At 71.0% G+C, this 6,260-nt stretch carries 3 protein-coding genes; all 3 read right to left on the bottom strand.

The features are described from left to right. Positions 1-195 precede the first annotated feature (195 nt). The 3 genes from KV557_RS02020 to KV557_RS02010 are packed head-to-tail and all read right to left on the bottom strand — an operon-like array spanning position 196 to position 6,239. Positions 196-1,278 carry a DNA helicase gene (locus tag KV557_RS02020; RefSeq protein ID WP_218197790.1) on the bottom strand — a complete coding sequence of 361 codons (1,083 nt, stop codon included), beginning with the start codon at positions 1,276-1,278 and terminating at the stop codon, positions 196-198. A 9-nt stretch (positions 1,279-1,287) separates the two neighbouring features. Beyond that, positions 1,288-3,126 carry a DUF1998 domain-containing protein gene (gene drmB, locus KV557_RS02015; RefSeq protein ID WP_218197789.1) on the bottom strand — a complete coding sequence of 613 codons (1,839 nt, stop codon included), beginning with the start codon at positions 3,124-3,126 and terminating at the stop codon, positions 1,288-1,290. Next, positions 3,123-6,239 (bottom strand): helicase-related protein, encoded by a 3,117-nt coding sequence (locus KV557_RS02010; protein WP_218197788.1) that lies wholly within the window; start codon positions 6,237-6,239, stop codon positions 3,123-3,125. The genes drmB and KV557_RS02010 overlap by 4 nt, the downstream gene beginning before the upstream one ends. Positions 6,240-6,260 lie beyond the last annotated feature (21 nt).

Here is a 6,260-nt window from a genome sequence, read left to right as displayed (position 1 = left end):
TCCACTGCACCGTGGCCACGCTGCCACCCCTGGCCCAAGGAACAAGTCCCAGACCGCTCCCCGGGCCGCCCCAGAGCATCTCAACTCTGGGTCATCGCAAGGAACTTGGAATTAGCCACCAAGATCGAATGAGCTGCAGGTTGATCACCGCTGTCAGAGGTGCAGGTCATTCCCGGTGGCTTGAGTGAGCAACGTTCAGCGGCGTAGCAGCAGTCCTTCGCGCAGGGATGCAAGGAGTGGCGTCTCGGTATCTCCTGCGTAGCCGAAATGCAGCTCCTGTCGCGCTCGGGTTGCCAGGACGTAGTACGTCATGCGCAGCGTTGCCGAGGTGGGGTCGGCGGCGCCATCGGCGTGGGTGTCGGGGATGACGACGGTGTCGAATTCGAGGCCTTTGGCGCTGGCGCGGTTGACGATGACGATGCCAGGGCGGGTGAAGTCGATTGTGCGGTAACGACCGTGTGTGGCCTGTGAGGTGTAGAGCTGGGGCTGCAGGCGGGGAGCCTTGCGTTCCAAGCGGGTCAGCACGTCGAACTGGGCGTGGGCGGAGCTGAGGATGACGCCGATGCTGCGCCGGGAGTGGCGTTCTGCAAGGGCGATGAGTAGATCGGTCACGGCACCGGGATGGTCGAGGCGGTGCAGACGGGGCGTCGGGCCTTCTCGATCTGGGAGCGGCGGGGCAGTGGCGCCGGTGTGGAAGCGGGCCGCGAGCTCTGCGATCTGACGGGTGTTGCGGTGGTTCCCCGCGAGCGTGTGGCTGGTGCATTGGCCGAGAGCGCCGACGATCTCGGCCACCGTGGAGTTGGTTTCGGTGAGGCGCTGGCACTCGTCGGCGTACACCGTCGTACGGCTGCCGAGAATGCGGCAGAGCCGGTAGAAACCGACCGGAAGGTCCTGCCCCTCGTCGACCATGAGGGCGGGGCCGGGGTCGGCGATCGCGGCCCGCTCGTAGAAGCCGGCCCAGTCGAACCAGCCGTCGTCGGTCTTTGGTGCGTCACCGCCGAACCACTGGGCCAGCCAGGCGTGGGCCGTGGAGACGCGCACGCCGTGGTCCTCGGTGCCGAGGGCGGAGACGACCGGTGCGATGGTCTGGCGCAGCAGGTTGGAGCGGGTGAGGAGGACCGTCGGCGTGCCCGTGAGTGCGAGCATCAGGGCGCGCTGGGCGGCCAGCAGGCTCTTCCCGCTGCCGGGCGGGCCGCTGACCAGGTGGTTGCCGTCGAACGGCAGGGTGTCCAGCGAGGTGCGCTGGGCGGGGCTGAGGTCGAGATAGGTGATCGTCATGGCAGTGGCCTACTCCAGTGCGGCGGCCGCGGTGGCGCGAGCGGCGGAGACGACGGATTCGAAGTAGCCGGGGACCTGTTCGCCCCCGACGAGGAGGGCCCAGTCCAAGAGGGTGTTGCCGCTCTCGCAGCTGGTCTCCGGGAGGAGGCAGCAGGCGTGGCAGGCGGCGCGGTTGAGGTTGCCGAAGCCCTGGCCGCTGTGTTCGGCGCAGAGCGGGTCGGCGGAGCACCAGGCGGCGGCCTCGATCATCCGCAGGAAGGTCTCGGCGAGGTGGGGCGCCTCGCCCTGCTGGACGAGTCCGCCGAGGGTGCCTTCGGCGTCGCCGGCCCCGGTGTAGACGAGGATTCCGTGCTGGTCGTGCTCGGGCCGTGCGTACACCCGCTCGCGCAGGCTCGCCGTCGTGTATCCGGACTCGAAGGCGAGCTGGCGGATGAGCAGGTGGGCGAGCGTGTGCAGGAGGACGAAGCGGGGCGACAGCTCCGCTCCGGTCAGGCCGGCCAGCTGGTCCTTGCGGAAGGATCCGTCCAGGTCGGCGCGCATCCCGGCGACTCGTCGGCGGACCTCCTCGTCCTGCTCCCAGTCGGTGAGGCAGGCCTTGTCGAGGGTGAGGAAGACACCCTCGCCGAAGACCTCGACGGCGGGCAGCCACTTGAGCCGCTTCGCGGTGTCGGCGGGTACGAAGGCCGCGTCCGGTGACACCCTGCTGAACCCGGAAAGGGCGCGGACCTCGCGCAACCGGTCCGCGAGGACGACCCGCCCGATCCGGCGGTGGAGTTCGGCCCAGGGTTCGCCGGTCTCGTGGGCGAGGCCGAGGGTGGTGCCGCGGATTGTGAAGTCGCGTGTGGCAGGACGGGCCGGCGCGGTGAACGCGGCCCACTCCTCGCGGCTGAGGTCCGGGCGCGCCGAGGCGGTGGTGCTTTCGCCGGAGGACGGCGGGACGGCGCCCGTCTCCTCTGCCAGGAGTGCGTCCAGGAGCGCGTCGTCGGCGCCGGTGTCCTCCTTGATCATCTCGCGGAACACCCCGGCCTTGGACCCCTCGGAGGCCCGGCACAGTGGGATCCACAGGTCGTTCGCCAGCACCTTGGCGGCGAGGTCCTGGTCGGTCACGGCCGAGGTGTCGCCCTCCGGGATGTCGAGGGCCGAGTGCGTGACGGGGTAGTAGAGGTTGCCCGCCGTGCGCTGCACGATCTGCACGGGCTTCACGCACGGTGCGGCCTCGCCGGCCCGTTGCCACGGGTTGCGCCCCGAGCAGCGCAGGCCGTGGGTGCCCAGGACGTCCAGGAGGTCCCGGGAGGCGCCGCAGCCCTTCACCCCGCACTCGACCGAGAGCGCCTCCAGACCGGTCGCCCGCTCGGAGACCCGGAACCGCAGCTGCTCGCGGGAGGTGCAGGCCTGGCGCCCGGCGGCGTCGTGCCGCGAGTGCGCCCAGAACCACCAGTCGACGTCACCCAGATGGCCAGCTGCGCAGATCTGCACGAAGCGCATCGGCGTGAGCTGCCGCACTGGCGAACACGAAGGGCAGCGTGGCGGGACGCCGTGCTTCTCGTCGGTGATGCGCCATCGCACCATGCGCCGGCACGAGCCGCAGAACAGCCAGGCCGGGAAGCGGATGTAGGGCGCGCCAGCCGCGTCCTGCCGGTCGTACCGGTCGTCCGTCGCGGCCGGGGCAGCGTAGAAGCCGGTCACGCCGAGCTTGGCGGCGAGCCGCGGGGACTCGACGGGCTGCCGCAGCCGCGGCCAGTCCCCGATGCCGGTGGCGACGAACGACTCGCCCTGGATGTCCAGGACGGCGCCGACCCCGAACGGAAGCACGGTCTGTGCCTGGCGGACCCTCAGTCGTCGGCTCACTGGTCGCTTCCCTTCACTGTCACCTGGCACTCCCGGTCGACGTTGCGCATCGAGTTCGGGGTCTCCCAAAGACCGCCGTACTGCTCGAATCCCTTCAACAGGTTCAACTGGCCCTTGCCCTGGCTGCGGTAGTGGAGTTCCTTGCCGTCCGCCCGGGCCTCGCGAGCGGCGTGCTGCCAGTCGGTGAGCAACTGGGCGAGTTCCGCCCGGATGCCGTCGGCGGCGCGCGGATCGCTTGCGGCGGCCCGCGTCATAAGCTCTTCGGCGAGTTCCTCGGCGGCCGGCAGCACGTCAGGGAGGCGGCCGGCCTGGTTCTCCTCGGAGATGCCGAGTCGGTGCCGTACCAGGATGACCAGCGCGGCGTGCAGGGCACGGCGCCGCGAGGGGACGGACCACGGAGTCACGCTGGTCGGTTCGACGTGCCGGTACAGCGAGCGGTGGTAGGTGCCGAAGGTTTCGTAGTGCGAGCGGTCGCGGGGCCGCGTCGCGTTGAAGAACGCGACGACGAGGCCGGGCACGGTGTGGCGACCCACCCGGCTGGTGGCCTGGATGTACTCGGCGGTCGTCTTCGGTTGTCCCTGCATGAGCATCAGCGCGAGCCGCTTCACGTCCACACCGACCGACAGCATGTTCGTGCACGGCAGGAAGGACACCGCCTGCGGATCGTCCCACGGCCGCTCCAGCCGGTCGAGCAGGACGGGCTGCTCGGCCCGAGGCAGGTTGCTGGTCAGCTCCTGCACCTGGCGGTCGGTCAACTCGCGTGCGCCGCGGCCGTTGTCGAGCCCAGCGAGTTGCGCCGGGATGTCGTCGGCTGCCGCAGTGACCGTGCGGCCCAGTTCTCGCAGGCTGTGGTGGTAGGCGACGAGGGTCCAATAATCGTCCCGGTGCTCCTCCGGAAGCTCCCAGGCGCCCTGGAGCATGGCGGCAGCGGTGGTCACGGCCGCACGGCCGGCGGTGTGACCCTGTGCCATCACGCCGACGTAGCGACGGCCGGGCCGTGACGTGTCGGGCTCGGCGAAGTACGAGTGGCGGGCATCCAGGCCTGCCGGGGGGAAGAGCTGAACGTCGCCCCCGTACAGGGCGCGGACCTGCGGGCCGGAGCGGCGGATGGTGGCGGTGGAGGCCACCACCTTGGGGCCCCTCCCGTCAGCCGTGGCGCACAGGCCGAGCACCGCCGCCTCGTAGAGGCCGACCGTCGTGCCGAGCGGTCCGGTCAGCAGGTGCAACTCGTCCTGGATGACGAGCGACGGCGGGAGGTTGGCGGTGCCGGCCCCGAAGAGTCGGCCGGCGCGCGGTTCCCAGGCGAGCCGGGCGAACTTGTCGACGGTGCCGAGGACGAAGGTCGGCGGGCGGTCGTACAGCTGCTGGTCCACCACGGCGACCGGCAGCTCGTCGTGGAAGGCGCACTTCTCGCGCGGGCAGAAGAAGGCGAAGGAGTCCGCTGCGGCGCGCACCCCGTAGTCGCCGATGTCGGGTGACTTGTGGGCCGGGAGGATGCGGGTGCCGCACCACGGGCACCGGTCGAGGATGAACACGTCCTCCGGGCGGGCGGCGGCGCGGACCTCGTCGAAGAGGTTGCGGGCCGCTTCGTAGGAGTTCGGCGACGTCGCCTCGCCCACCCAGAGCCCGATCGAGAACGGCTCGTCGCCGTGGGTGCCCGGGTCCGCGCGGCGCAGGGTCTCCAGGGCGCAGAGGGTGGTGGCGGCGCGCTGGAACTGCTGCGTGGTGAGGAGGCTGAGGGTGTAGCGGCTCAGCACGGCGGTTCCGCCGCCGTTGGGTGCGCCGCGGCGCAGCAGCATCGCGAAGGAGGCGAGGAGGAGGTACGCCTCCGTCTTGCCGCCGCCCGTGGGGAACCAGATCAGGTCGGTCACTTCGCGGTCGGGGTGGCCGGGGTCGGCCGTTCCGTCGAGTGCGAGCAGGAAGAAGGCGAGCTGGAACGGGCGCCAGCGTGATTCGGCGTCCGGCTCGGGATCGAGCAGTACGGGCTCGTGCCGGCCGCGGCGCTCCCCGGCCTGGTCGGGGCGGATGTGGCGCATCTGGAGGGTCATGGCCCGGTTGGCGGTGCGGAACGCCCGGAGCAGCTCGGGGCGGGACGGATCGCAGAGCGTCCGGACGCCGGCCTCCATCCGGCGGACGGCCGAGCCGATCCGTTCCAGGATGCGTTCCGCGGCCTCGCGTCCCCATGCGGGAACGTCCGTCCGGCACTGGTCCTCGTACCATGAACGGTAGTCGGCGGTGAACAGTGCGAGCTCGGAGCGGAGCTCGTCCACGGGCAGGTTGGGATCCGCGAGGTGCAGGAGACTCAGCACCGGTGTGTCGACCAGTCCTGCCGCGCGGGTGGCCGGCACCTCGGCCTCCGGCATCACGGCCGCCCGCAGCACGGTGATTCGCCCGCTCCCGTCCGATTCCTCCTCCACCGCGCAGCCGTGGCCGACGGCGTGGGTGCGGACGTGCCGGTACTGGAGCCGGAGCTCCTGTTCCTCCGGGTCCCGGCTGGCCAGCCGCACGCTCGGGTACTGGAGGACCGAGCCGTCCACCGGTCGCACGGCGAGCCCCACCTGGAACGGCATGCGGTCCCACTGTGCCGTACGGCCGAGGGCCTGCCCGGCACGCGCCGTGTTGACCAGGGCGACGGTGACCAGGTGTCCGGGGCCGAAACCGCGTCGCCGCACCCGGATCTCGGCCCGGCCGTCGAGGACGGTGACCTGCTCCCCGTCCGGTCCGATGACGTGCGATTCGTCCTCCAGCGGCATCCGCTTCCACTGCCGGCCGTGTTCGCCCTGCAGCGTGGCGTACCGGGCCCCGGTACAGCGCACCTCGATGGCCGAGGCGTCGGTGTAGAAGCTGAGCCCGAGGGAGGACGGCAGCCACGAGTTGGATTCCGGAACGGGATCGGAGGAGGGGTTCGTGTCGCTCGCGGTGGACTCCGTGCCGGGGCCGTCCAGTTGCTCGGCCGAGACGGTCAGCCGCTGCTGAAGGTCGGCGTCCTGGGCGTAGAGCGTACCCATCAGGTACTGGCGGTCGGGCGGCGCGTCGATGATCTCCTCCGGCCCGTGGGCGGGGCCGACGAGCTGGCGCCGGAGGTAGTCGACGAGTTCGTCTCTGGGTTCCACACTGTCGTCCGTTCTCGGGTT

The organism is Kitasatospora aureofaciens (assembly GCF_019192735.1).
In the GTDB taxonomy this organism is placed as follows: Bacteria; Actinomycetota; Actinomycetes; order Streptomycetales; family Streptomycetaceae; genus Kitasatospora; species Kitasatospora aureofaciens_A.
Note: the sequence above shows the minus strand (reverse complement) of the source record. Positions and strands in the feature narration are given on the sequence as shown.

Coding starts and splice junctions, on each gene's coding strand:
- KV557_RS02020 (WP_218197790.1), bottom strand. CDS start 1,278: ATGACGATCACCTATCTCGACCTCAGCCCCGCCCAGCGCACCTCGCTG.